This window comes from Stenotrophomonas sp. YJH_SMC_32 (assembly GCF_059369975.1).
Genome location: NZ_JCAFTE010000001.1, coordinates 520,035 through 544,808 on the forward strand (window position 1 = coordinate 520,035; position 24,774 = coordinate 544,808).

Consider the following 24,774-nt stretch of genomic DNA (forward strand, 5'->3'; position numbering starts at 1 on the left):
GGTAGTGCCGGCCGCCGGCCGGCACTGCCTCCTGCCATCCGGCAGTACCGATGGAAGTCATTCCCATGAAAAGTGCATCCCTGTTCCTTTCCATTGCCGCCGCGCTCGCGCTGGCCGGCTGCTCCACTCTGGTGCCGAAGAACACCGCCGTCGCTCCGGCAATTCCGGCGCAGTGGCCGGCCGAGGCTGTACAGGGCCAGGTGGCCGATGTCGCCGCCGTCGGCTGGCGCGACTTCTTCACCGATGCGCGCCTGCAGCAGGTGATCGAGCAGTCGCTGCAGAACAACCGCGACCTGCGCGTGGCCGTGCTCAACGTTGAACGCGCGCGCGGCCAGTACCGCGTACAGCGCGCCGACCGCGTGCCCGGCGTGGCCGTCACCGGCCAGATGCAGCGCCAAGGCACCGACGCTGGCGTCACCGAGCAGTTCACCGCCGGTGTCGGCGTGGCCGAGTTCGAGCTGGACCTGTTCGGCCGCGTGCGCAACCTGAGCGAAGCGGCACTGCAGCAGTACTTTGCCGTAGCTGCCAATCGTCGCAACGCGCAGCTGAGCCTGGTGGCCGAGACAGCGACGGCGTGGCTGACCTACGGTGCCGATGCCCAGCGGCTGAAGATTGCCGAGGCCACGCTGAGGACCTACGAGGATTCGCTGCGCCTGGCCGAGGCCCGCCACGAGCGCGGTGGCAGCTCGGCACTGGAACTGACCCAGACCCGCACGCTGGTGGAAACCGCGCGTACCGACGCCGCGCGCCTGCGCGGCCAGCTGGCCCAGGACCGCAACGCGCTGGCCCTGCTGGCCGGTGGCCAGCTGGACCCGGCACTGCTGCCGGACAGCATCGAACCGCAGTTGCTGGCACTGGCGCCTCCGCCGGCCGGCCTGCCCAGCGATGTGCTGCTGCAGCGCCCGGACATCATGGCCGCCGAACACCAGCTGCTGGCCGCCAATGCCAACATCGGCGCGGCACGTGCTGCGTTCTTCCCGAGCATCTCGCTGACCGGCAGCATTGGCAGTGGCTCCAGCGAATTGTCCAGCCTGTTCGACAGCGGCACTCGCGTATGGAGTTTCCTGCCGAAGATCACCCTGCCGATCTTCCAGGGCGGCAAGCTGCGCGCCAACCTGGCCGTCGCCAACGCTGATCGTGATGTCGCACTGGCGCAGTACGAGAAGTCGATCCAGGTGGGCTTCCGCGAAACCGCCGATGCGCTGGCGTTGAATGTCAGCCTGGATGAACAGGTGAGTTCACAGCAGCGCCTGGTGGAAGCGGCCGAACAGGCCAACCGCCTGTCGCAGGCACGCTACGACGCCGGCCTGGACAGCTTCGTGACCCTGCTGGACGCACGACGTACTGCCTACAACGCGCAGCAGACCCAGTTGCAGGCGCAGTTGGCCCAGCAGGCCAACCGCATCACCCTGTACAAGGTGCTGGGTGGTGGCTGGCACGAGCGCGGCTGAGAGAAAGCCGGCCAGCGGCCGACTCTACCTGGACGATCGTTGGTAGTGCCGGCCGCTGGCCGGCATTGTCATTCCGGGGCCCGCTACACCGCTTCATCGTCGCGCCGCGCCGCATGGCAGGCGCGAACGCGCGCCAACGCATCGCCTGCTTCGCGGGCCATCTGCTCGTACTCGGCACGGATCTCTTCCAGGCGCGCTTCGTCCAGTTCTTCCAGATCCAGCAGTTCGTTGTTGGCTTCGGCCGTCGCCCGGATCAGCTCGTCCAGCTTGATCTGCATCGCGGCGGTGTCCGCGTTCTGCGTGTGCTGGATCAGGAACACCATCAGGAAGGTGATGATGGTGGTGCCGGTGTTGATCACCAGCTGCCAGGTGTCGTTGAAACCGAACACCGGACCACTGATGCCCCAGATCACCACGATCCCTACCGCGGCCAGGAAGGTCCACGGTGAGCCGGTGGCTGTCGCGGCCTTCTTGGCGATCGTATTGAACAGGTTGCGCGCTTTCATCGTCGTCGTGTTCCCACTCAGGTGACGAGGATGATCGGCAGTGACCCGTGCAGGCGCCGTGCAGCGCCGGTCAGGCGCGCAGGCGCTGCAGTCGTGGCGCCTGCAGGCTGCGCACCGGGCTGCTCTGGTAGACGTGCTGCCAGCAACGGTCGACGAACTCACGGGCCTGGGCTTCGCTCAGCCGCGGCATGATCTGCAGGGCGTACTGGGTCTGGAACATCTCATCACGTTCGGCCTCGCTGGCGCGCGGCTGGGTGATCAGCGAATCACAGGCGAACTTGATCCACGGCACGTACGAGCCGAACGAGTTGTGCGGCAGTGCGCCTTCGGCATGTTGGCGGCGCCAGTGGTCAAGCTCGGCGTCTACGTTGATGACCGGAGGAATGGTGGGGACTTCAGCGTGCATGACAATCCAGTTCGGTTGAGTGGAAAGGGAGTGGGGGTTCATCGGAGTGTGGCGTATGTGGCGGTGCATGCAGCGTCAGCGGGATGTGGAGCCGGCGTGGCGATTGCCGATCAATTGCGCATGCTCGACCGCACCGAGGTCCTCGGCCATGTCGGCCATCGCATTGCACAGGCGCTCCTGGTCGAGCGGGTGGCGGCGGACCAGCTCCAGTTGCATGTGCTGATAGGCAGTCCAGAACAGCGCGCCGCGCCGGTGCAGTGCATATTGCTGCTGCAAGCGTTCGCGGATCGGATCGAGGATCGGGTCTGTCGTAGGGCGTACGGCGTGCGCGCACATGGCTGGCTCCGCCGGGGAAAGGGTGCCCCGGTGACCCCACCGTAGGCGTGTCAGCCGCGTGGGGTGTTACCGCAGCGTGTGCGCGTGACCTGGCTGACTGTGCACGGGGTCACGCCGTTGCCCGCAAAGGCCGCTGGCACAAGGGCGCACCGGCGCTGAAGCGTTCATTAAATGTGTTGCAGAGACGAGTGCGTGTGGCTCATTCGCCGATGTCCTCGTTCCAGATGTCGGGATGACGGCTGATGAAATCGCCCAGCAGGTCCACGCATTCCTGATTGTCGAGGTCGATCACGTTGACGCCGTTTTCGCGCAGCCAGTCGATGCCGCCCTGGAACGTGCGCGATTCGCCCACCACCACGGTGCCGATGTTGAACTGGCGCACCAGGCCCGAGCAGTACCAGCACGGGGCCAGGGTGGTGACCATGATGGTGTCCTGGTAGCGGCGCTGGCGGCCGGCCTTGCGGAAGGCGTCGGTTTCGCCGTGCACCGACGGGTCGCCTTCCTGCACACGGCGGTTGTGGCCGCAGCCGAGCAGGCGGCCGTCGTTGTGGTACAGCGCCGCGCCGATCGGCACGCCGCCCTCGGCCAGGCCCTGGCGGGCTTCGGCGATGGCGGTCTGCAGCAGGGCCTGGTAGTCGGGCGTGGTGATCATGCGGGGGCTCCGGTCAGTCGTGGCCCGCCATGATACGGGCAGGGGGTGCCGCTGGCCCCCGGCGGTGCGATAATCGGGGCCATGAGCGAATCCCCCTACAAAGCCGGTACCACCCATTTCGGGTTCCGCGACGTCGCCGCCAAGGACAAGCAGAAGCTGGTCGGCCAGGTGTTCACCTCGGTCGCGCGCAACTACGACCTGATGAACGACCTGATGAGCCTGGGCGTGCACCGGGCGTGGAAGCGCTACTACGTGGCGACCGCGCAGGTGAAGCCGGGCGACCGCGTGCTCGATCTGGCCGGCGGCACCGGCGACATCGCCGCCCTGCTGAAGGAACGCGTCGGCGCCGAGGGCTCGGTGGTGCTGGGCGACATCAACGCCGGCATGCTGTCGGTCGGCCGCGACCGCCTGACCAACCGCGGCCTGGTGCTTGGCCTGGACTACGTGCAGTGCAACGCCGAAGCCCTGCCGTTCCCGGACAACAGCTTCGACCTGGTCACCATTGCCTTCGGCCTGCGCAACGTGACCGACAAGGACGCCGGCCTGCGCGAGATGTACCGCGTGCTGAAGGTGGGCGGCCAGGCCCGCGTGCTGGAGTTCTCCGAAGTCACTGCCGACTGGTTCAAGCCGATCTACGACTTCCACTCGTTCAAGATCCTGCCCAGGCTGGGCAAGTTGTTCGCCAACGATTCGGACAGCTACCAGTACCTGGCCGAGAGCATCCGCAAGCATCCGCCGCAGGACGAACTGAAGGCGATGATGGGGCAGGCCGGCTTCGAGCGCTGCCACTACAAGAACCTGACCGGCGGCATCGTCTCGATCCACTCCGGCTACAAGCTGTAAGCCCGGTGTTCCGGTAGTGCCGGCCGCTGGCCGGCACCTGCGCGGGCAACCACCGGGCGACGGGGTTGCCGGCCAGCGGCCGGCACTACCGGCGCTGTGCCTGCCATTACCCCGCACCGCGCAACGCCTGCCGGGCCCGAGGGAGGTACCATTGGGGTTTGATCCCCGTAACGGTCCCGATTCATGCGTAATCCGCTGATGCTCCTTCCGCTGGCCGTGGCCCTGGCCGCCGGCTGCTCCCAGGAGGCGGCCGCGCCCGCCGCCGCCCCGACTGCCGCAAAGGCCCCTGCCGCCCCCGTGAACGCCGAGAACCGCAGCCACGACGAGAGCTCGTACGCCGAGCCGGACAAGGTCGTCATCAAGGACATCTCGCTGGATCTGAAGCTGGACTTCGACCAGAAGCAGATCGGCGGTACCGCCACCTACACCCTGGAATGGAAACAGAAGGACGCCAGGCAGCTGGTGCTCGACACCCGCGAGCTGACCGTGTCCAAGGTCGAGGCCGTTGCCGCCGACGGCGCGCGCAGCCCGCTGAAGTTCGAACTGGCCCCGGCCGACAAGGTGTTCGGCAGCAAGCTGACCATCGAGGCTGCGGAGCAGCCGGCCAAGGTGGAAGTGACCTACCACACCGCACCGACCGCCTCGGGCCTGCAGTGGCTGGCGCCGTCGATGACCGAGGGCAAGAAGCTGCCCTTCATGTTCAGCCAGTCGCAGGCCATCCATGCCCGTTCCTGGGTGCCGCTGCAGGATACCCCGAGCGTGCGCTTCACCTACAGCGCGCACGTGGTCTCGCGCCCGGACGTGATGGTGCTGATGAGCGCCGACAACGATCCGAAGGCCGCGCGTGATGGTGACTACACCTTCAAGATGCCGCAGCCGATTCCGTCCTACCTGCTGGCCATCGCCGCCGGCGACCTGGTGTTCGAGCCGATCTCCGGCCGCTCCGGCGTCTGGGCCGAGCCGACCATGGTCAACAAGGCCGCCAAGGAATTCGAAGACACCGAGAAGATGATCGGTGCCGCCGAGAAGCTGTACGGCGAATACCGCTGGGGCCGCTACGACATGCTGGTGCTGCCGCCGTCGTTCCCGTTCGGTGGAATGGAGAACCCGCGCCTGACCTTCGCCACCCCGACCGTGATCGTCGGCGACAAGTCGCTGGTCTCGCTGGTCGCCCACGAACTGGCGCACAGCTGGTCGGGCAACCTGGTGACCAACGCCAGCTGGAAGGACATCTGGCTCAATGAAGGCTTCACCACCTACGTCCAGGGCCGCATCACCGAAGCTCTGTACGGCAAGGAAATGGCCGAGATGGAGAAGCAGATCGACCAGACCGACCTGCTGGCCGAAGTGAAGGACATGAGCCCGGCCGACCAGGCGCTGGCGCTGCCGCCGCTGAACGAGCGTGATCCCGACGAAGCCCTCAGCCAGGTGGCCTACGTCAAGGGTTCGTGGTTCCTGGAGTTCCTGGAACAGCGCTTCGGCCGCGAGACCTTCGATCCGTTCCTGCGTGGCTGGTTCGATGACCATGCCTTCCAGAGCGCGAACACCGACCAGTTCGTCGACTACATGAAGAAGAACCTGCTGCCGAAGAATCCGTCGGCAGTGACCGAGGCCGAACTGAAGGCATGGCTGGACGAGCCGGGTATCCCGGCGTTCGCGGCCAAGGCGCAGTCGCGCAACTTCAGCAGCGTCGATACCGCGCGCATCGCCTTCGCCAGCGCCGGCACCGTGCCGAGCAGCCAGGTCATCGCCGACTGGAGCACGCAGGAATGGGTGCGCTTCATCGATGGCCTGGGCGCGACCCAGCCGCTGGACAAGCTGGCCACGCTGGACAAGGCCTTCCACTTCACCGGCACCCCGAATGGCGAGATCGCCATGCGCTGGTACCCGCTGGCGATCCGCAGCGGCTACGAGCAGGCCAATGAAGGCGCGGCGGCATTCATCGAGCGCGTCGGCCGTCGCAAGCTGATCCTGCCGATCTACGCCGAACTGGTGAAGACCCCGAAGGGACTGGAGCTGGCCAAGCAGGCCTTCGAAAAGGCCAAGCCGGGCTACCACCCGATCACCACTGCCTCGGTGCAGGACATGCTGGCCAAGGCTGAAGCCAAGTAAGCGGTAGGGCCGGCTGCTGGCCGGCAACCGGTCACTGCTTCACCACCAACGGCGGGGAAACCCGCCGTTGGTGTATCCGCTTTTCGCTGCCGATAGAATCGGGATGCACTCGCAAAGGACCTCCGCCATGAAACGACTGATCCTGCTCACCGCCTGCACCCTGGCGCTGGCCGCCTGCAGCAACCCCGAGGAAGAACGCAAGGCGCAGGAAGCCGCCGCAGCCGCCGTGCAGGCGCAGAAGGAGGCTAAGGCCGAAGACGTGGCCAAGCAGTACGACATGGCCGTGGCCGCGCAGGACTGGGAACGCGCGCGCCTGCATGGCGCCTCGCTGCTGGACCAGTACAAGGACACCGCCGCCGCCGAGCGCATCGCCGCAGGCTTCGACGAGGTCAAGGCCAAGGGCGATGCCGCGCGCGACCTGCGCCGCATGCAGGCGCTGTGGCAGTACAACCAGATCCCGGTGGGCAACAAGGGCAACCAGGTTTCGGCGCAGATCTACAGCAAGGAACGGGTGGACGTGGATGGCAGCGGTGCCAAGCCGGTGCAGCTGGTGTTCCGCGATCACCCGGAGTGGAAGCGGCACGCTTACCTGGTGCTGCAGGCCGGTGATTTCCGCTGCCCGCAGTGCACGGTGAAAGTGACCGTGGACGACGGCAAGCCGGTGTCGATGGCCGCCTGGCGCCCGAAGACCGATGAGGCCATCGCCCTGTTCATCACCGACCAGAAGGCACTGTGGAAGCTGGCGCGCAAGGGCAGGTCGATCAGCATCGAGTTCCCGGTCAAGGCCGGCGGCACCCGCACGGCGGTGTTCGAAACCGGCGGCGTCGACGCCAGCCGCATGCCGCAGTGGTGGCAGTGACGGGTGCGGCGGGCAGCGCGGTGCACGCGTTGTCCGCGATCCGGCACTGGGTGTTCGACATGGACGGCACGCTGACCGTCGCCGTGCATGATTTCGCCGCAATCCGCCGCGCGCTGCAGATCGCCGCCGAGGAAGACATCCTCGACCATATCGCGGCGTTGCCCGACGCACCGGCGCAGGCCAAGCGTGAGTGGTTGCTGGATCACGAACGCGCGCTGGCCGAGGACGCGCTGCCCGCGCCGGGTGCGGTGAAGCTGCTGCGCGCGCTGGCGGCGGCAGGCTGCCGGCTGGGCATCCTGACCCGCAATGATCATGCGCTGGCGAAGCTGACGCTGGAGGCGATCGGGGTCGGGGCGTTGTTCGACGATGCCGACATCATTGGTCGCGATGAAGCGGTGCCCAAGCCCTCGCCGGAGGGCCTGCAGCAGCATCTGCGGCGATGGGGCATCGGGCCTGCGCAGGCGGTGATGGTGGGTGACCACGCCTACGACCTGGAGTGCGGCCGTGCGGCCGGCACGCATACCGTGCTGGTCAACCTGCCAGAGAACCTTTGGCCGGGCCGTGCCGACTGGCATTTCGCCGATTGCAGCGCGCTGTTGGCCGCCTGGCAGGCCGCATGACCGTGTAGAGCCGAGCCCACGCTCGGCTGCTCTGCGGTCAGATCGTGCTGGCGCGCGCAAGCCGAGCATGGGCTCGGCTCTACAGAGAGCAGGCAACGTGTCGGTCGGAAGTTCCGGTAGTGCCGGCTGCTGGCCGGCAGTGTCGACCAAGGTCGACACCCACCGATCAGATGTGCGGGCAGTTCGGCTTACGCGCCCAGCGCGTAACCGAACTGCTGCTTGAACTGCTCGTTGAACTCATCGAAGGTGAAACGCTGGTTCTGCGTGCCCGGATGCTCGACCTTCAGTGCGCCCATCAGGTTGCCCATGCGGCCGATGGTCAGCCAGTCGTAGCCCTTCTGGATGCCGTAGATCAGGCCTGCGCGGAAGGCGTCGCCACAGCCGGTCGGGTCGACCACGCGGCGCTCGTGCGCCGGCGGGATGTCGTAGCTCTTTTCCGGAGTGTGGATGACCGCGCCCTTCGGGCCACGGGTGGTGATGTAGGCCTTGACCCGGCTGACGATCTCCTTCTCGTCCCAGCCGGTGCGCTCCTGCAGCAGGTTCGACTCGTAGTCGTTCACCACCACGTAGTCGGCCTGCTCGATGAAGGCGCGCAGTTCCGGGCCGTTGAACAGCGGCATGGCCTGGCCCGGGTCGAAGATGAACGGGATGCCGTCTTCGTGGAATTCCTGCGCGTTCTGGATCATGCCTTCGCGGCCGTCCGGGCCGACCAGGCCCAGGGTGACGCCCGGCACCCCACGCACGTGGTTCTCGTAGGAACGCATCATCGCGCCCGGGTGGAAGGCGGTGATCTGGTTGTTGTCGTGGTCGGTGGTGATGAATGCCTGCGGGGTGAACAGCTCATCGATCACGCGCACGCGCGACAGGTCGATGCCCAGGCCTTCGAAGTATTCGCGGTACGGGCCGAAGTCCGAGCCCACGGTGCCCATCGGGATCGGCTGGCCGCCCAGCAGGTGCAGGTTGTAGGCGATGTTGCCTGCGCAGCCGCCGAACTCGCGGCGCATGCGCGGCACCAGGAAGGACACGTTCAGGATGTGCACCTTGTCCGGCAGGATGTGATTCTTGAACTGGTCCGGGAACACCATGATGGTGTCGAAGGCAAGAGAACCACAGATCAGAGCGGACATCGATGTAAGCCTATGCGGTGAATTTTGGGGTGGGCCGGCCCGGTTCAGCGGGCAAGCAAACGGCGCCCTTGGGCGCCCGACGGCGCAAAGGTTACCCGCTGGTGCCGCTCAGGGCCAGAACCGGGTGAGACCCGATCAGGCCGAAAGCCTGTGAAGACGCGGGTTCAGCTAGTTTTTTCCTTGCTCGGCGGCAGGCGGGTTGCTAGGCTTGTCGGCCTCGATTTCTGCCCATTTTTTCGCCATCCCGCGGCGGGCACGACACCCCTCAGGACTCCTTCCTCAGATGTTCAAGAAACTCCGTGGCATGTTCTCCAACGACCTGTCCATCGACCTGGGCACGGCCAACACCCTCATCTACGTGCGCGGGCAGGGGATCGTGCTGAACGAGCCGTCGGTCGTGGCCGTGCGCCAGGACCGTGCCATCGGTGGCACCCGCTCGGTGGCAGCCGTTGGCGCCGAAGCCAAGCAGATGCTGGGCCGTACCCCGGGCCACATCACCACCATCCGCCCGATGAAGGACGGCGTCATTGCCGACTTCACCTATACCGAGGCGATGCTCAAGCACTTCATCAAGAAGGTGCACAAGTCGCGCGTGCTGCGCCCGAGCCCGCGCGTCCTGGTCTGCGTGCCGGCCGGCTCGACCCAGGTCGAGCGCCGCGCGATCAAGGAATCGGCCGAGGAAGCCGGTGCCCGTGACGTGTTCCTGATCGAAGAACCGATGGCCGCCGCGATCGGCGCCGGCATGCCGGTCACCGAAGCCCGTGGCTCGATGGTCATCGACATCGGCGGTGGCACCACCGAAGTGGCGGTCATCTCGCTCAACGGCATCGTCTATTCGGCCTCGGTCCGCATCGGCGGCGACCGCTTCGACGAGTCCATCACCAACTACGTGCGCCGCAACCACGGCATGCTGATCGGTGAAGCCACCGCCGAGCGCATCAAGGTCGAGCTGGGCTGCGCCTACCCGCAGGCGGAAGTGATCGAGATGGAAATCTCCGGCCGCAACCTCGCCGAGGGCGTGCCGAAGATGATCAAGATCAGCTCCAACGAAGTGCTCGAGGCCCTGCACGAACCGCTGTCGGGCATCGTCAGCGCGGTCAAGCTGGCGCTGGAGCAGACGCCGCCGGAACTGTGCGCCGACGTCGCCGAGCGCGGCATCGTGCTGACCGGCGGTGGCGCCCTGCTGCGCGACCTGGACCGCCTGATCTCCGAGGAGACCGGCCTGCACGTGCAGGTGGCCGACGACCCGCTGACCTGCGTGGCGCGCGGTGGCGGTCGTGCGCTGGAGCTGGTGGACATGCACGGCAACGAGTTCTTTGCGCCGGAATAAGCCGTCCCGGCCGTTCCTGCCCGCCGCGCCCTTCCGGGGTGCGGCCCGCCGTGATGGCGGGCCGGCACCGGCGGGGCGCCCGCGTGTTTCCCTTCCGCCTTCTGCCAGTTGAATCGTTGCCGTGCCGCCCTACGCCGGTCCTCCCGTCGCCTCCCGATCCGGTGATGCCGCCAGCCCCCTGCGGTTGCTGGCCTATCTCGCGTTGGCCATCACCCTGATCGTGCTCGATGACCAGGCTGGCTGGCTGGCACGCCTGCGCGAGCAGGCCAACAGCCTGGTACAGCCGGTGTGGGCACTGGCTGGCCTGCCCGGCAAGCTCGGCAACCAGGTCAAGGATTCCGCCGCCAGCCATACCCAGCTGGTCACCGAAAACCGTGAACTGCGCAACCAGCTGCTGCTGGCCAACGCGCGCCTGACTCGCCTGCAGACCGCCGCGCTGGACAACGCCCAGCTGCGCGAACTGCTGAACGTGGCCGAGCGCAGTGGCCTGGACGTGCAGCTGGCGCCGATCCTGGACATCGACCTGGACCCGGTTAAGCAGCGCCTGGTGCTCGACGCAGGCAGCCGCGAGGGCGTGCACGTCGGCCAGGCGGTGATCGACGCCGGCGGCTTGATGGGGCAGGTGATCAGCGTCACCGGTGGCACCTCCACCGTGCTGCTGCTGACCGATCCCGACCACGCGGTGCCGGTCACCGTGGCCCGCAACGGCGTGCGCCTGATCGTCTATGGCCGCGGCGACACGCTGGAACTGCGCGACATCCCGCTCAGCGCCGGCGTGGAAGTGGGCGATGAGATCGTCACCTCCGGCCTCGGCGGGCGCTTCCCGGCCGGCTTCCCGGTCGGCACTATCACCGGCCTGCGCCCGGACGACACCCACGCCTTCCTGGTCGGTGAACTGAAGCCGGCGGCCCAGCTCGACCGCGGCCGCGACGTGCTGCTGCTGCGCCCGGGCGCGGCGATCCGCATTCCGCCGGAGCTGCGCCTGCAGCTGGAAGAAACCGCCCCGGGGGGGCCGGCCACCGGCGCCAGCGTGTCTGCGGGAGCCGCGCCAGCGGCAACGACGCCAGCTCCGGTCAGCTCCCCGGTAGCGCCGGTCGCTGGCCGGCAACAGCCCTCGTCGCAGACGAGGACTGTTGCCCCCGCATCCTCCCTTACCCCCGCGCCTTCGGCGCCCCCCACTCAACAAGAGGGGGGCTCTCCCCTAGCTGGATCCACGGTAGTGCCGGCCGCTGGTCGGCAACCGACCACGCCGGAGGCCCAGCGATGAGCCGCCTGCGCGACAACCCGTGGGTGCTGCCGGCCAGCCTGGTGGTGGCGCTGCTGCTGGGCCTGCTGCCGCTGCCGGCGCTGCTGCAGCCGCTGCGCCCGTACTGGCTGGCGCTGGTGCTGGCGTACTGGGTGATCGAAGCCCCCGAGCGCGTCGGCCTGGGCATCGCTTTCGCCAGCGGCGTGGTGGCCGACCTGCTGTACGGCGGCGTGCTGGGCGAACAGGCACTGCGGCTGGTGATGCTGGCCTTCATCCTGCAGCGCTTCCGTGCCCGCATCCGCTTTTTCCCGATGTCCCAGCAGATGCTGGCCATTGGCGGCCTGCTGTTCAACGATCGCATCGTCAGCGCGCTGGTCCACATCGTGGTGGATGAGCCAACGTTGCCCTGGTCGTACTGGTGGGCGCCTCTGCTGGGCATGGGCCTGTGGCCGCTGGTGTTCGTGCTGCTGGACGCGGTGCGCTTCGGCAAGCGCGGGCGCTGAGCCATGATCCCGCGCCGCCAGGTCAAGAACCCGCACGCCGAAGCCGAACAGTTCCGCCGCCGTGCGGCGCTGGGTTTCCTGGGCGTGCTGGTCTGCCTGCTGGGCCTGGGCGGCTGGTACTTCAAGCTGCAGGTGCTGGACCACGACGTCTACGCCACGCGCTCGGAAGCCAACCGCATCAAGCCGCGGCCGGTGGTGCCAGGGCGCGGCATGATCTACGACCGCAACGGCCGCCTGCTGGCCGAAAACGTGCCGGCCTTCCGCCTGGACGTCACTCCGGACAAGGTCAAGGACATGGATGCCACCCTGGAAGGGCTGGCGAAGATCATCAGCATCAGCCCGGAAGAGCTGGAAGCATTCAACAGGTCGCGCAAGGCGCGCCGCAAGTTCCTGCCGGTCACGCTGAAGCTGCGCATGAGCGACGAGGAGATGGCGCGCTTTGCCGTCGACCGCTGGCGTTTCCCGGGGGTCGAGCTGGAACCCTACCTGACCCGGCGCTATCCCTATGGCGATCTGTTCGCGCACATCATCGGCTACGTCGGCCGCGTTGATGACAAGGATCTGGAGGTCCTCGGCGAAGGCAATGCCGCGCTGACCCACATCGGCAAGTCCGGCCTGGAACGCTATTACGAGCAGCAGCTGCGCGGCAAGGTCGGCTACGAGCAGGTCGAGACCAACGTGCAGGGCCGCGCGATCCGCACCATCGGCCGCGTCGCCGCGCAGTCCGGCGCCGACCTGCGGCTGTCGATCGACGCCGACCTGCAGCGCGCGATGGTGGCCGCGTTCGGCGACCAGGAGGGGTCGGCGGTGGCGATGGATCCGCGCACTGGCGAAGTGCTGGCGATGGTCAGCCTGCCGTCCTACGACCCCAACCTGTTCGTCAACGGCATTTCCCATGCCGACTTCAAGGCCTTGAACGAAAACCCGTCGCGGCCACAGTTCAACCGCCTGGTGCTCGGTGGCGTCGCTCCCGGTTCCACGCTGAAGCCGCTGATCGGCCTGGCGGGACTGGACTCCGGCGTGCGCCGCCCGGAAGACAAGGTGCTCTCCACCGGCATGTTCTACCTGCCGGGCACCTCGCGCGGCTGGGGTGACGCCCACCGTGGCGGCCACGGCTGGACTGATCTGCGCAAGTCCATCGCCGAGTCGGTCAACACCTATTACTACAAGCTGGCGCTGGACCTGGGCATCGAGCGCTTCGACCATTACATGGAGTACTACGGCTTCGGCCAGCCGACCGGCATCGACCTCACCGGCGAGATCGGCGGCATCCTGCCGTCGCCCGCCTACAAGCGGAAGAGCCGCAAGGAAGCCTGGTATCCCGGCGATACGGTCAACATCAGCATCGGCCAGGGTGACTGGAAGGTCACCCCGCTGCAGCTGGCGCGCGGCGTCAGCGGCCTGGCCGACGGCCAGCTGCGCACCCCGCACCTGGTGATCCAGCAGCGCGAAGGCTTCGACAGCGACTGGACGGCGATGCCGCCCGGCGAGAGCAAGCCGGTCAGCCCCAATCCCAACAACGTGCAGGCCGTGCGCGAGGGCATGATGGCAACCATGCGGCCCGGCGGCAGCGGCTGGCGCGTGGCCGTCGGTGCGCCGTACGTGATGGCCGGCAAGACCGGTACCGCACAGGTCATCAGCCGCAAGGGCACCGCCGCCATGAATCCGAAGAGCCTGCCGATGCATCTGCGTCACCGCGCACTGTTCGTCGGCTTTGCGCCGGCGGACAACCCGGTCATCGCAATTGCGGTGGCAGTGGAAGGTGGTGGCTATGGTGGTTCGGCCGCGGCGCCGATCGCACGCAAGGTGTTCGACGCTTACCTGTTGGGCAAGATGCCCGAAGGCATGCAGCCGCTGGACAGCGAGCGCGGCACCACCGCCATCGGCGCCACCGCGTTCGACAACGAGGACGCGGGCGCGCGCCAGGCCGGTGACCTCGCCGCTGCACAGGTGGGAGAGCACCCGGTGCTGATCGGTGCACCCACGCCGGAGCCCGCGCCTGCGCCTGCGCCGCAGCCGGGTGCGCAGGCCGCCGCGCTGCCAGCCACGCCGCGCCCGGCCCCTGCGGAGCCTGCACGATGAGAGTATTCCTGCGCTGGGCCGGCGACATGCTGCGCCGCTTTTTCAGCACGCTGGACTGGGTGCTGTGCCTGGCCCTGGGCGCGCTGATGGTGATTGGCCTGGCGACCCTGAAGAGCGCTGGTGGCGACAGCCTGGTGATGGCGCAGGGCGCGCGTTTCGCGGTGGGCATGGCCGCACTGTGGGGCATCTCGCGGGTGCCGATCCTGCGCATCCGCTCGGCCACGCCGATGATCTACGCGATCTCGATGATCCCGCTGCTGGCGGTGTTCGTGCTGGGCACCGGCAAATATGGCCGGCAGTGGCTGGACCTGAAATTCTTCTACCTGCAGCCGGCCGAGCTGCTGAAGGTGAGCCTGCCGATGATGGTGGCGTGGTACCTGCACAAGATGCCGCTGCCGCCGCGCTTCAATACCGTGCTCGTGGCCTTGATCATCATCGGCGTACCCACCGGCCTGGTGATGCTGCAGCCGGACTTCGGTACTGGCGTGCTGATCGCCGCCAGCGGCGTGTTCGTGCTGCTGCTGGCGGGCCTGCCGTGGTGGTGGGTTGGGCTGGGCGTGGGCGGCGTGGCTGCGGTCGCGCCGGTGGCGTGGTTCTGGTTGCTGCGGCCGTACCAGAAGGACCGCATCATGATGTTCCTGGACCCGGAGATGGACGCGCTTGGCGCCGGCTGGAACATCATCCAGTCGAAGATCGCCATCGGTTCCGGCGGCTTCGATGGCAAGGGCTGGGGCGAAGGCTCGCAGTCGCACCTGAACTTCATTCCCGAGCAGACCACCGACTTCGCGTTCTCGGTGCTGAGCGAGGAATTCGGCTGGATCGGCGTGGCCACCGTGCTGGCGCTGTACCTGGTGGTGATCGGGCGTTGCCTGTGGATCGCCAGCCAGTCACGCGATTCCTATTCGCGCCTGCTGGCGGGTGCCACCGGCCTGGCGTTCTTCGTCTACGTGCTGGTGAATGGCGGGATGATTTCCGGCCTGCTGCCGGTGGTAGGCGTGCCGATGCCGCTGATCAGCTACGGTGGTACTTCGGCGGTGTCGCTGCTGGCCGGTTTCGGCCTGGTAATGGCGGTGCGCAGCCACAACCCGGTGCACGGCGGCTACGGTTGAGTCCGGCGTCGGGGTCAGATCCCTTTTTCCACAGGAAAAAGGGATCTGACCCCGCAACTCGGCTACGGAGAGCAGGAGCACCCTGACAGCTTCACGCAAGCACCCGTTGCTACCGTGTCCGCGTGAAATGGAAACGACTGCTTGGCGGCTGCCGTGAGGCGCTGCGCACGATCGATCTGCCGTTGCTGGGCGCGTTGTTGATCCTGATGGGCGCCGGCCTGGCGGTGCTGCACAGCGTGTCCGGCCCGGTGGCCGGGCAGGCGGCACGCTTTGGCGGTGGGCTGTTGGCGATGTGGCTGCTGTCGCGTGTTTCGCTGCTGCGATTGCGTGCGTGGACCCCTGCGATCTACGCGCTGTCGATGCTGCCGCTGATGGCGGTGTACGTCATCGGCACCGGCAAGTACGGGCAGCGCTGGCTGAACCTCGGCGTGTTCTACCTGCAGCCGTCCGAGCTGCTCAAGCTCAGCCTGCCGCTGATGATGGCGTGGTACCTGCATCGGCAACCACTGCCGCCCTCGCCGCGCACGGTATTGACCGCCGCGCTGCTGATCGGCGTGCCGGCGGTGTTGATCCTCATGCAGCCCAACCTCGGCACCGCCACGTTGGTCACTGCCAGTGGCGTGTTCGCGTTGTTGCTGGCTGGCTTGCACTGGGGCTGGTTGGCGACCGGGGCGGCAGGGCTGGCAGTGGCTGCACCCCTGGCGTGGTTCGGCTTGCTGCGGCAATACCAGAAGGATCGTGTGCTGACCTTCCTCGACCCGGCGGCCGACCCGCTTGGTACCGGCTGGAACATCCTGCAATCGCGCATCGCGATCGGTTCCGGGGGCTGGCAAGGACGTGGCTGGGGGCAGGGCACACAGGCCACGCTCGATTTCCTGCCCGAGTACACCACCGACTTTGCGTTCTCGGTGCTGGCCGAAGAGTTTGGCTGGATCGGCGTGGCGACGCTGTTTGCGCTGTACCTGTTCGTGGTGGGGCGTTGCCTGTGGATTGCGGTGCACGCGCGCGACACGCACGCGCGATTGCTGGCCGGTAGCCTGGGGCTGGCGTTCTTCGTCTACGTGCTGGTGAACGGCGGAATGATTTCCGGCCTGCTGCCGGTGGTGGGCATTCCGATGCCGCTGATCAGTTATGGCGGGACCTCGGCGGTATCGCTGTTGGCCGGCATCGGGCTGGTGATGGCGGTACGCGGGCATCGGCCCGTGCACGGGGGATAGCGTTTCCAGCCAACGGCGCAGCCCCTCGTGGGTGGTCGCGCAACGCGGCTCATGTGTGGGGCGGGTGCGGTGGGTTCGCGGGACACGCCGTAAACCCGTCCCTGGGGGCTCGATGGCGCCATCCATGGCGCCAACGGTCCCGCGAACCCACCGCGCCCGCCCCCTGATAGTTTTCGGGCGCGTCTACCCACGGAGAAGAAAGAGAAGAGCAAAAGCAAATGCAGCCTGGCGGGTCGCTTCATTGCCTTGTGTAGAGCCGAGCCGTGCTCGGCTTATGAGCAAGCGCAGCGCCGCGACCCGCTTTTGATCTTCTCTTTCTTCTCCGTGGGTAGACGCGCACGGAACCTGTCCGTGGCCGGGTAGATGGGCTGCGCAGGGGCGTGAGCCGCATGGATGCGGCGACCGAGCTTACATGGACGTACTTGCAGCGGCCCCTGCGCAGCCCATCTACCTGGCCTCACCCGTGAACTGCTTTTCGCGGCGACCCACGAGGGGCTGCGCCGTTGGCCGGAGACTTCCTGGCGCTGCGCAATGCCCGTTGTGGAAGCGTTCTCACAACAATGCGACGCAACACGCTCTCCGACCAAAGTCCGCAAAAAACGTTATCTGGTTCACATTTTTACACCGCGTTGATCTTGATCAATGGACTTGTCGTAATCGGCCTGCACAATGGCGGCCCGTTCGGCACGGCGCGCCGTCAATCGATGCAGCGCGAGGGGGCGTCGGGCGGGAGCAGTACTGATCCAACGGGTACAGGGAGCGCGGGGAACTGCCACTGGGGAGCGGCAGCCGCGCAGGTACCGACCGGATCCGGTCGCCGGTTGCGTCTGCGGGGATGGGGACGCAACCGGCCACCTCTATCTGAATGGGGAAGCTCGATCACGACGTCTTCACATTTCCCGCTGAACGCGGGCAAATCGTTGTGATTCATGGTGTTAGGGGTTTTAATTCATCCATGACCTGCTAACCTGCGACGATGATTCGACGCACTCTGGCCTGCATGCTCACCCTCGGCCTGGTCGCCTGCGCGACCCAGCCGAAGTCCCCACCGTCTTCGCCCCAGGCCAGCAGTACGCCGCGCCAGCCCGCCACCAAGGCCCACGGCCCGGCCGAAGCCGCGCCCGAAGCGGCCGCTGCTACAGCGCCGCCGGTCGATCTCACTCCGGTGCCGTTCGAGGTCGCACGGGCCCGCTTTGTTGCCGATACGGCCAAGCGCTATCGGCTGAAGCCGGAGCAGATCAGCAGCGTGCTCGATCAGGCGCAGGTGCGCCAGCCGATCATCGCCGCCATGTCGCGCCCGGCCGAACGGGTCAAACCGTGGAACGAATACCGGCCGATGTTCATCAGCAAGGCACGCATTGATGGCGGCCGCGCGTTCCTGGCCCAGCATCGTGCCGAACTGGATCGCGTGCAGCAGCGCACCGGCGTGCCGGCCGAAGTGATCGTGGCGATCATCGGCGTGGAGACCAGTTACGGGAAAAATGCCGGCAACCACCGCGTGCTCGATGCGCTGTACACGCTGGCGTTCTACTACCCGCGCAGTGGCGACCCGGCCAAGCTGGAACGCGAAGTGCGCCGCGAGCTGTTCTTCCGCGATGAGCTGGCCAAGCTGTTCGAGCTGGGCCGTGAGGAAAAGCTGGACATCACCACGCTCAAGGGCAGCTATGCCGGTGCGATGGGCATGGGCCAGTTCATGCCGTCCAGCTATCTCGATTACGCCGTGGACGGTAATGGCGATGGCCGTCGCGACCTGTTCACCAGCTACGACGATGTGTTCTCGTCCATCGCCAATTATTTCGTGAAGAAGGGCGGCTGGGTCCGTGGTGGCCAGGTGGCCGTACCGGCCACGCTGGCGCCGGGTCGCGAGGAGTTCAACCCGACCGAATGGATGCCGACCTGGTCGCTGGCCGACCTGGCGCAGCGCGGCTACCAGCCCAGCGCTGCGGTGCAGCCGGGCGCCACCGCAACGCCGATCACGCTTGAGGGCAGCACCGGCAAGCAGTACTGGCTGGGCTTCCAGAATTACTACGCGATCACCCGCTACAACCTCTCGAAGATGTACGCGATGGCCGTGTTCCAGTTGTCGCAGGCCATCGCCGGACAGGAGCTGCCCCCGGCATGAACATCAGATGGCTGGTCCCGAGCTTGATCGTCCTCGCGCTGGCTGCCTGCAGCAGTGCGCCGAAGAAGCCGGCCACGACCGGCCACGGTGGCAAGCCCAGCGGCACGGTGGTGCAGGGTCGCGGTTCGCGCCCGGCGCATTGCCCGGAGGGCTCGCCCTATGCTGCGGCCAAGGAAGACCCGAACACGCGCGGCAACTACACCGCCGGGGGGCTGTACAAGCCAGGCGTGCGTGACAGCACCCCGGACTACATTCCCAACGTCGCCTGCATTCCCGAGCCGGAAGTGACCGCCGAAGAGCGTTCGGCCATCGGCAACAAGTCGCCGTACGTGGTGCTGGGCAAGTCGTACAAGGTGCTCGACGACACCCGCAACTATGTCGAGCGCGGTACGGCCTCGTACTACGGCGCCAAGTTCCACGGCCGCCTGACCTCCAACCGCGAGGTCTACGACATGTACCAGTTCACCGCCGCGCACAAGACGCTGCCGCTGCCCAGCTTCGCCCGCGTCACCAACCTGGACAACGGCGAGTCGGTGATCGTGCGCGTCAACGACCGTGGCCCGTTCCATGATGGCCGCGTGGTCGACCTCAGTTATGCCGCCGCGGTGCGGCTGGGCATCACCCAGCGCGGTACCGGCAACGTGGAAGTGCGTGCGCTGCAACCGGGCGAGAGCAACCTGCTGGCCCAAAAGCCGTCGCGCCGCGAGCGCCGTGCCGCCGAAACGGCTGTCGCGGCGGCCAGTACGCGCCCGGTAACGGCTGCGCGTGCCACCGCCGACAGCGACATTGATCGCCTGGTCAAGCGCCTGCCGGCCGACGCCATGCCTGCGCGTGGCCAGCCGGCCACCACCCAGGGCGTGGCCAGCGCCGTGCCGGACGTGGCGGTCAGCAGCCTGCCGCCGAGCGCACCGCCGGCGCGCAGCGCCCCTGTGGCACCGGTTGCCGTCGCCAGCGCCGCGCCGCGCGCGGTCACGCCGGCGCCGGCGCGTACGACGCCGGCCACACCGACCGCCCCCAGCCTGTCGCAGCAGGTAGTGGGCGCGGTGATGGTGCAGGTCGCCAGCTTCTCCAGCCGCGACAATGCCAACCGCGCAATGGGCCAGCTCAACGCCGCCGGCATCGTCGGCGCGACCATCAGCGACATCGCCGCCGGTGGCCGCACCCTGTTCCGCCTGCGCGTTCCCGCCAGCGACCATGCCAGTGCCGCGGAACTTGTCGGCCGCATTGCCGGTCTGGGCCTGGGTTCGCCGCAGATCGTCAAGGATTGACCCACCCGGGCCGGTGCTGCCGGCCCATGCTGCCCCGGCCTTACAATGGCCACTACGTTCCACCCTCCATTCCTGGCCGTCCCCTGGAGCCTGCTGTCCAATGAATTTCCGTTCCGCCGCCACCGCCCTGGCCGCCACCCTGGTGGTGGGCCTGGCTTCCGCCCAGACCCCGCTGCCGACCCCGGCCACGCCGGCGCCCGCCGCCGCTGCCGCCCCGGCCACCGTTGCCACCCCGCCGGCGCCGGTGCCGAGCGTATCCAAGGCCTGGGTGCTGATGGACTACGCCACCGGCCAGGTGCTGGCCGGCGAGAACATCCACGAGCAGCTGGCCCCGGCCAGCATCACCAAGGTGATGACGTCCTACGTGATCGCCGCCGAGGTCAAGAACGGCAAGGTCCGTGCGGATGACCAGGTGATGATGAGCGAACGCGCCTGGCGCGAAGGCGGCGCGGGTACCGACGGCAGCTACAGCGGCTTCCCGGTCAACCAGACCGCACGCCTGGAAGACATGGAAAAGGGCATGGCGATCCAGTCCGGCAATGACGCCGCGATCGCCCTGGCCGAGCACGTGGCCGGCAGCGAAGAAGCCTTTGCGTCGCTGATGAACAGCTACGCCGCCAAGATCGGCATGAAGAACTCCCACTTCGTCAACGCCCACGGCCTGACCGCCGAAGGCCACCACAGCACCGCCTACGACCTGGCGCTGCTGGGCCGCGCGATGGTGCGTGATTACCCGGAAACCTACGCGTACAACAAGATCAAGGAATTCCAGGTCGGCAACATCAAGCAACCGAACCGCAACCTGCTGTTGTGGCGCGACGGCAGCGTGGACGGCATCAAGACCGGCCACACCTCCGAAGCGGGCTACTGCCTGATGAGTTCGGCGCAGCGTGGCGACCAGCGCCTGATCGCCGTGGTGTTGGGCGGTGCGTCGGAAAAGCAGCGTGCCGATGACAGCCTGGCCCTGCTGAACTGGGGCTTCCGCTTCTTCGAGACCCACCGCCTGTACGAGCCGGGCAAGGCCGTGGCCGAGCACAAGGTCTGGAAGGGCACCACCGACAAGGTGCAGCTGGGCGTGGCCCAGCCGATGCTGGTGAGCGTGCCGCGCGGCCGCTACAACGACCTGAAGCCGAGCATCGATGTGCCCAAGACCCTGGAAGCACCGTTCACCGCCGGCCAGCAGATCGGCACCGTGAAGGTCACCCTGGATGGCAAGGTCGTCGCCGAAGCGCCGCTGGTGGCCGTGGCCGCCGTTGAGCAGGCCGGCTTCTTCAAGCGCCTGTGGGACAGCTTCTGGATGTGGTGGGAATCGGAATGATCCACGCCCCGGCGTGGTGAACGAAAAGGCCGGCAAATGCCGGCCTTTTCTGTTTCGGGATGCCGGTTGCGTGCGGATGCGGGTAGTGCCGGCCGCTGGCCGGCTCCGCTTGAACCCATCCGGATGTGCCAACAGCCGGCCAGCGGCCGGCACTACCCTCAGCCGCTCGCTTACAGCGAGCGATGCAATAACCGGTGTGCCGACCAACGGTCGGCACCTACCCGCTTCACCATCAGCCCCTCGCCTACAGCGCACGACTGATGGTGAAGCTGCCGAACACCGGCGCCTCGCGCTGGCCGTTGAATTCGCGCGTGCTGTGGTAGCGCGCGGCAGCGAACTTCCAGCGGCCGTACATCACCGCCACGCCGTACCCGCCGTAGGCCACCACATGGCGCTTGTCCACGCTGTGACTGTTGCGGAAGGTGTTGCCATCCAGGGTGATATCGCGGATCACCCAGGCAGCGTCCGAGGTCGCGAACAGGTGCCAGGACCACCCACCGGGGCGGCCGCTGCGGGTCGGCGCCGTGTTCTCACCGGCCGGGCGCAACGGCGTGCTGCCGAAGTCGTCCGGCAGCTTCCAGCCAAAGCGCACTTCACCGCCGAAATTGGCCTTGGTTTCCAGGTTGCCGATCGACCCGCCGTAGTGGCTGATCGCGTCCCAGCCCCAACCGTCGGCATTGACACTGGCATCGCCCGGCCAGCGGCGCATGCGCTCATGGGTCAGCATGAACAGTGGTTCGTTGTGCAGCTGGTTGTCCCAACCCTTGAATTTTTCGTCGCCCAGCACGTCGTGCACGGCATTCTGCACCTGCTTGCCCTGTGCCCAGGGGCCGACCACGCCCAGTGTCAGCTGGGTGGTCTGCAGGCGGTCGCCGCTGCGCGCATTGAAACCGAAGTTCGCGATCAGCACGCCGGCGTAAGGGCGGTCGTCCTCGATCAGGTCCTTGCGAGTGAAATCGGTCGGGGTGAAGATCCCCTGGCCGATGCTGAAGATCATGTTCTGCTGTTCGAACTTGCCCGGATGCAGCCCTTCCAGGTACCGGTTCACCCAGCGCGCCATGCGCGGCAGGCAGGGGTCGTCGGTGTAATCGACCAGATTGGGGGAGACCAGGGTCAACAGCGCACCGTTGGTATAGCCCTGGTCCTGGTGGCGGCCGCCGAACAGGTCGTTGTCGACGCGGAAATTGACCTGCGGCGGGTGGTCGCGCATGGCGTCCGGGCCACATTGTTCGGCCGCCTGGGCGGCAAGGGGGAGGGCAGAGGCCAGCAGGCCGGCGAGCCCGAGAGCTGCGACACTACGCATGGATGGAATGCTCATGGGGAAGGGGGCGGTTTTCAGTCGTTTTCTGCAACGCTACGGTACTCGTGCCCGCGCGTCGGAACGAGCACGTCCAGATCACTTGTCTGTTCCGAAAACAACATTGTCCGGCGGGCACAATTTGTTACCCGCGTACGCGCCGCAGGCCGGGCGTGAAGGCGGTCGCGGGCCGCCCGTACGATGTTCGCGCTGGTGATGGTCAGGAGATTGCAGTCAGCTGCCGTTGGGCCTCAGGCCCGTCCCTTTGGGCCGCCTGCAACGCAGCAGACCGCCGGTGCGGTCCTGGCGTTGATGAATACTCTTGGGTTTGTTGCCCTGCGGCCCGATAATGGGGCCATGGAAATCAAGTCCGACAACCCCGACCACGGCTTCCAGTTCCCCGGCCAGTTCGAGCTCAGCGCCATGGGCCCGGCCAACCGCGGCCTGGAGCATGAGCTTCCCCGCCTGTTGCTGGCCGCCGGCATCGATGTGGTGAACGAACGCATCAGCTGGAAGCACTCCTCCAACGGCAAGTACGTGTCCGTCCGCATCGTGTTCAAGGCCGAGAGCCGCGAACAGTACGACCTGGCGCACCAGGCGCTGCGTGACCACCCGGAAGTGAAGTGGACGCTGTAGCCGACTCCTGCCCGGCCGAAGCCGCCCCGGAGGAGCGTTCGCCGCGTCCGGCGCTGGTCCGTGACCTCGGCCGCCAGCCGTATGAACCGGTGTGGCGCGCCATGCAGCGCTTCACCGACCAGCGCAGCGACGCCGATGCCGACGAGCTGTGGGTGGTCGAGCACGATCCGGTGTTCACCCTGGGCCAGGCCGGCAAGGACGAGCATGTGCTGGCGCCGGGCGACATCCCCGTGCTGCACGTGGACCGCGGCGGCCAGGTGACCTATCACGGTCCCGGCCAGATCGTGATCTATCCGTTGCTGCGCCTGCCACGACTGGGTATCGGCGTGCGCGACTACGTGTGCCGCATCGAGCAGGCGCTCATCGATACCCTGGCCGAGTGGAACATCGGCGCCGAACGCCGCGAGGGCGCCCCGGGCGTCTACGTCGGTGGTGCCAAGATCGCCGCACTCGGCATCCGCGTGCGCCGGGGCTGCACCTTCCATGGGCTGGCCTTCAACGTGGCCATGGACCTGGAACCCTTCCACCGCATCAATCCCTGTGGCTATCAGGGGTTGCAGGTGACCTCGGTGCTGGACTTGGGCGGCCCCTCCGGGATGGAGGCCGTCAAGCCGGTGCTGCTGGACCACCTGGCCCGCCAGTTTGGCCTGCTGCTGCAGCACACGCCCGAACTGCCCGATCTTTCTGCGGCCGCCTGACCGCCCCCCGGAACTGCCATGACTGAAACCACCGCCCGTTCCATTCCCCTGCAGATCGTGCAGGGCGATTCTCCGTCCACCGCGCCGTTGCAGGCCGGGGTCAAGCAGCTGGGCGGTGACAAGATCAACCGTTCGCCGGTGCAGTTCGCCGACGCGCCGGTACTGCGCAAGCCGTCCTGGATCCGCGTGCGCATTCCTTCGGGCAATGCCGTGCAGAACCTGAAGGCCAAGCTGCGCGAGAACCGCCTGGTGACGGTATGCGAGGAAGCCAGCTGCCCGAACATCCACGAGTGCTTCGGTCATGGCACCGCCACCTTCATGATCCTCGGTGAGGTCTGCACCCGGCGCTGCTCGTTCTGCGACGTGGCCCATGGCCGCCCGAAGCCGCCGGATGCCAACGAGCCGGCCAGCCTCGGCCAGACCGTGGCCGACATGGGCCTGAAGTACGTGGTGGTGACCAGCGTCGACCGCGATGACCTGCGCGACGGCGGTGCCCAGCACTTCGTCGACTGCATCACCGCCATCCGCGAAAAGTCGCCGGGTACCCGCATCGAAGTGCTGACCCCGGACTTCCGCGGCAAGGGCCGCATGGAACGTGCGCTGGAGATCCTGGCGCAGAACCCGCCGGATGTGTTCAACCACAACATCGAGACCGTGCCGGACCTGTACCGCAACGTGCGCCCGGGTGCGGACTACCAGTGGTCGCTGAACCTGCTGAAGAACTTCAAGGCGCAGCACCCGGACGTGCCGACCAAGAGCGGCATCATGCTGGGCCTGGGCGAAGACTTCGAACAGATCAAGGCCACGATGCGTGACCTGCGCGCGCACGATGTGGACATGATCACCATCGGACAGTACCTGCAGCCGACCGCGCACCATCACCCGGTGCTGAAGTACTGGACCCCCGACGACTACAAGGCACTGGAAGACTACGGTTACGAGCTGGGCTTCAGCCACGTGGCGTCCGGCCCGATGGTGCGCTCGTCGTACCACGCCGACGTTCAGGCCAAGGGCGCAGGGGTTTCCTGACACCCTC

23 protein-coding genes are annotated in these 24,774 nt (G+C 67.1%); 17 read left to right on the forward strand and 6 right to left on the reverse strand.

What is annotated here, in order from left to right:
* Positions 1-50 precede the first annotated feature (50 nt).
* Positions 51-1,451 carry a multidrug efflux RND transporter outer membrane subunit SmeF gene (smeF, locus tag AC5P7S_RS02405; protein WP_119706120.1) on the forward strand — a complete coding sequence of 467 codons (1,401 nt, stop codon included), beginning with the start codon at positions 51-53 and terminating at the stop codon, positions 1,449-1,451.
* Positions 1,452-1,534: 83 nt separating this feature from the next.
* Here smeF and AC5P7S_RS02410 read toward each other — a convergent pair whose 3' ends face one another.
* From AC5P7S_RS02410 to AC5P7S_RS02425, 4 genes are all read right to left on the reverse strand, one after another.
* Positions 1,535-1,957, reverse strand: coding sequence for a low affinity iron permease family protein (locus AC5P7S_RS02410; RefSeq protein WP_069139167.1), 423 nt, complete (start codon positions 1,955-1,957; stop codon positions 1,535-1,537).
* Between the two features lie 70 nt (positions 1,958-2,027).
* On the reverse strand, positions 2,028-2,363 hold the full coding sequence (locus AC5P7S_RS02415) for a hypothetical protein (RefSeq protein WP_095378281.1): 336 nt from the start codon (positions 2,361-2,363) through the stop codon (positions 2,028-2,030).
* Between the two features lie 75 nt (positions 2,364-2,438).
* Positions 2,439-2,699: a hypothetical protein gene (locus tag AC5P7S_RS02420; protein WP_095378282.1), complete on the reverse strand. Its 261-nt coding sequence runs from the start codon at positions 2,697-2,699 to the stop codon at positions 2,439-2,441.
* 199 nt (positions 2,700-2,898) lie between these two features.
* Positions 2,899-3,351, reverse strand: coding sequence for a nucleoside deaminase (locus tag AC5P7S_RS02425; protein WP_005419409.1), 453 nt, complete (start codon positions 3,349-3,351; stop codon positions 2,899-2,901).
* 81 nt (positions 3,352-3,432) lie between these two features.
* Here AC5P7S_RS02425 and ubiE point away from each other — a divergent pair, with 81 nt between their 5' ends.
* The 4 genes from ubiE to AC5P7S_RS02445 all read left to right on the forward strand — a co-directional run bounded on the left by ubiE (position 3,433) and on the right by AC5P7S_RS02445 (position 7,785).
* A complete protein-coding gene (gene ubiE / locus AC5P7S_RS02430; RefSeq protein ID WP_005419407.1) occupies positions 3,433-4,194 on the forward strand; it encodes a bifunctional demethylmenaquinone methyltransferase/2-methoxy-6-polyprenyl-1,4-benzoquinol methylase UbiE in 762 nt (253 codons plus the stop codon).
* Positions 4,195-4,377: 183 nt separating this feature from the next.
* Positions 4,378-6,306, forward strand: a complete 1,929-nt coding sequence (locus tag AC5P7S_RS02435) for a M1 family metallopeptidase (protein WP_095378283.1) — start codon at positions 4,378-4,380, stop codon at positions 6,304-6,306.
* Positions 6,307-6,433: 127 nt separating this feature from the next.
* On the forward strand, positions 6,434-7,165 hold the full coding sequence (locus AC5P7S_RS02440; protein WP_049415538.1) for a lipoprotein: 732 nt from the start codon (positions 6,434-6,436) through the stop codon (positions 7,163-7,165).
* Complete coding sequence (locus AC5P7S_RS02445; RefSeq protein WP_095378284.1) at positions 7,153-7,785, forward strand: HAD family hydrolase; 633 nt, start codon at positions 7,153-7,155, stop codon at positions 7,783-7,785. Before AC5P7S_RS02440 ends, AC5P7S_RS02445 begins: the two co-directional genes overlap by 13 nt.
* Before the next feature lie 188 nt (positions 7,786-7,973).
* Here the strand turns inward: AC5P7S_RS02445 and AC5P7S_RS02450 are convergent, their stop codons facing one another.
* Positions 7,974-8,912, reverse strand: a complete 939-nt coding sequence (locus AC5P7S_RS02450) for a carbohydrate kinase family protein (protein WP_005419403.1) — start codon at positions 8,910-8,912, stop codon at positions 7,974-7,976.
* Between the two features lie 283 nt (positions 8,913-9,195).
* Here AC5P7S_RS02450 and AC5P7S_RS02455 point away from each other — a divergent pair, with 283 nt between their 5' ends.
* The 9 genes from AC5P7S_RS02455 to AC5P7S_RS02495 all read left to right on the forward strand — a co-directional run bounded on the left by AC5P7S_RS02455 (position 9,196) and on the right by AC5P7S_RS02495 (position 21,107).
* Positions 9,196-10,242, forward strand: coding sequence for a rod shape-determining protein (locus tag AC5P7S_RS02455; RefSeq protein WP_005419402.1), 1,047 nt, complete (start codon positions 9,196-9,198; stop codon positions 10,240-10,242).
* Between the two features lie 121 nt (positions 10,243-10,363).
* The gene (gene mreC / locus AC5P7S_RS02460; protein ID WP_095378285.1) at positions 10,364-11,509 is read left to right on the forward strand and encodes a rod shape-determining protein MreC; all 1,146 of its coding nucleotides are present in this window, start codon (positions 10,364-10,366) and stop codon (positions 11,507-11,509) included.
* Positions 11,506-11,991, forward strand: a complete 486-nt coding sequence (gene mreD / locus AC5P7S_RS02465) for a rod shape-determining protein MreD (RefSeq protein ID WP_005419400.1) — start codon at positions 11,506-11,508, stop codon at positions 11,989-11,991. Before mreC ends, mreD begins: the two co-directional genes overlap by 4 nt.
* Positions 11,992-11,994: 3 nt before the next feature.
* Complete coding sequence (gene mrdA / locus AC5P7S_RS02470; protein WP_095378286.1) at positions 11,995-14,073, forward strand: penicillin-binding protein 2; 2,079 nt, start codon at positions 11,995-11,997, stop codon at positions 14,071-14,073.
* Positions 14,070-15,182, forward strand: a complete 1,113-nt coding sequence (gene rodA, locus AC5P7S_RS02475; RefSeq protein WP_005419392.1) for a rod shape-determining protein RodA — start codon at positions 14,070-14,072, stop codon at positions 15,180-15,182. The genes mrdA and rodA (AC5P7S_RS02475) overlap by 4 nt, the downstream gene beginning before the upstream one ends.
* Positions 15,183-15,304: 122 nt before the next feature.
* Positions 15,305-16,399, forward strand: a complete 1,095-nt coding sequence (rodA, locus tag AC5P7S_RS02480; RefSeq protein ID WP_095378287.1) for a rod shape-determining protein RodA — start codon at positions 15,305-15,307, stop codon at positions 16,397-16,399.
* Between the two features lie 976 nt (positions 16,400-17,375).
* A complete protein-coding gene (mltB, locus tag AC5P7S_RS02485; RefSeq protein WP_095378288.1) occupies positions 17,376-18,521 on the forward strand; it encodes a lytic murein transglycosylase B in 1,146 nt (381 codons plus the stop codon).
* Positions 18,518-19,789, forward strand: a complete 1,272-nt coding sequence (locus AC5P7S_RS02490; protein WP_065196486.1) for a septal ring lytic transglycosylase RlpA family protein — start codon at positions 18,518-18,520, stop codon at positions 19,787-19,789. The genes mltB and AC5P7S_RS02490 overlap by 4 nt, the downstream gene beginning before the upstream one ends.
* A gap of 100 nt (positions 19,790-19,889) precedes the next feature.
* Positions 19,890-21,107 carry a D-alanyl-D-alanine carboxypeptidase family protein gene (locus tag AC5P7S_RS02495; RefSeq protein WP_053498244.1) on the forward strand — a complete coding sequence of 406 codons (1,218 nt, stop codon included), beginning with the start codon at positions 19,890-19,892 and terminating at the stop codon, positions 21,105-21,107.
* A gap of 244 nt (positions 21,108-21,351) precedes the next feature.
* On the opposite strand, the gene AC5P7S_RS02500 is transcribed toward AC5P7S_RS02495, so the two are convergent.
* A complete protein-coding gene (locus AC5P7S_RS02500) occupies positions 21,352-22,410 on the reverse strand; it encodes a lipid A deacylase LpxR family protein (protein WP_095378289.1) in 1,059 nt (352 codons plus the stop codon).
* A gap of 351 nt (positions 22,411-22,761) precedes the next feature.
* Between AC5P7S_RS02500 and AC5P7S_RS02505 the strand changes: the two genes are divergently transcribed.
* Genes AC5P7S_RS02505 through lipA form a run of 3 tightly spaced genes read left to right on the forward strand, consistent with a single transcriptional unit; the run spans position 22,762 to position 24,767 of the window.
* The gene (locus AC5P7S_RS02505; protein WP_005411067.1) at positions 22,762-23,040 is read left to right on the forward strand and encodes a YbeD family protein; all 279 of its coding nucleotides are present in this window, start codon (positions 22,762-22,764) and stop codon (positions 23,038-23,040) included.
* Positions 23,028-23,738, forward strand: coding sequence for a lipoyl(octanoyl) transferase LipB (gene lipB, locus AC5P7S_RS02510; protein WP_095378290.1), 711 nt, complete (start codon positions 23,028-23,030; stop codon positions 23,736-23,738). Before AC5P7S_RS02505 ends, lipB begins: the two co-directional genes overlap by 13 nt.
* An 18-nt stretch (positions 23,739-23,756) precedes the next feature.
* A complete protein-coding gene (gene lipA, locus AC5P7S_RS02515; RefSeq protein WP_005419370.1) occupies positions 23,757-24,767 on the forward strand; it encodes a lipoyl synthase in 1,011 nt (336 codons plus the stop codon).
* Positions 24,768-24,774 lie beyond the last annotated feature (7 nt).